Raw genomic sequence first — 1,181 nt, forward strand, 5'->3', positions numbered from 1 at the left:
GCTCCCCGTCCTACCAATAATTTTGGTATTTTCCAGGGGCTGGGAGCTTATATGCCCTTAACGATACTCTCTGCAAATAAAGAAGTGCTGCCATCATGGGCTTCAGTGGGTAATTTAAAACAGATTACCCATTCTACGAAAGGGATATCCGAGATTTTTTATGATCCCAATTCAAGCGCTGGCCCCATCACCAGGGTGGTCGAAGAAACAGGTGGTATGGAAGCCCGGTATAACCCCTGTAATGCACAACATAATTATCCTAAGAAATCATTTACGTTTGTTTCCAATGGAAAGCCTATCCATTTTTCTGCATCGGCATCTTATGATCCCGTAGAGGCATGTGGCGAGCCAGATCCAGTAAGGGACAGGCATAGTTTCTCCATCAGGGATGAAACAACGGCAACCGTAGTTTATACAGCTAGTCGTAAGGCATCTGAATATATGGATTCCGAAGCGGGAGGAACCTATTATCCTGTAAATACAGTAGCCGGACATACCTATAAAGTGGAATACAGCGTTGGGGGAACCGGGGCAGTATCCGGAGCAGCTGGTGTTACCTATAATGCCCATGACGTTACAACGTATGAACCTGTATATTTTGGAGGAAGCAGGGTTTCCTCCATCAAAGAATCGGATGTAGAAGGGCATAGCTATACCCGGAAGTTTTATTATAATCCTCTAGCCAATATGGCCAGCACCCAGACTTCGGTTGCCGACTATAACCTGAATTATATAGGAGCAGCGCTGCGTGAAACTTCAAGGTCATGTCTGTCTGGTACATTTCCATCTGTAGATATAGTCAATATCTATACAGCCAGCCAGGACAATTTGGTTCCTAATTTTAACCATAGAAAAAATAAGGTGACCTATACCGATATCACGGAGGTTATAGAAAATAAAAGTGCGGTGGAGAAAAAGTTTAGCTATGTTCCCAATACAGGATATAATATTGGAAGGCCACCTGCGATTTATAATACTGCAGATACCAATTATGGAGAAGAGAAATCTTATTTACTGCTGGAGGAAAACAGCTATCAATATGAAAATTTGGCTTATAAGAAGCAGCTTACGAAAGCTTATAAGTATGATTACAGCCAGCTAAAAAGCCTTAAAAACTATGTCTTTAAAGAAAACTTTGCCTATTTTCCAGATCCTGCCCAGGACCAGCTCCTCAATATATC

General features: G+C 42.2%; 1 protein-coding gene. It reads left to right on the forward strand.

Annotated features, from left to right (window positions below; translation table 11 throughout):
• Positions 1 to 1,181 (forward strand): hypothetical protein (locus DRF57_RS23795; protein WP_157969931.1); only part of this gene is annotated, 1,181 nt, incomplete at both ends.

It is taken from the genome of Chryseobacterium rhizosphaerae (assembly GCF_003385455.1).
GTDB classification, from domain to species: Bacteria; Bacteroidota; Bacteroidia; order Flavobacteriales; family Weeksellaceae; genus Chryseobacterium; species Chryseobacterium rhizosphaerae.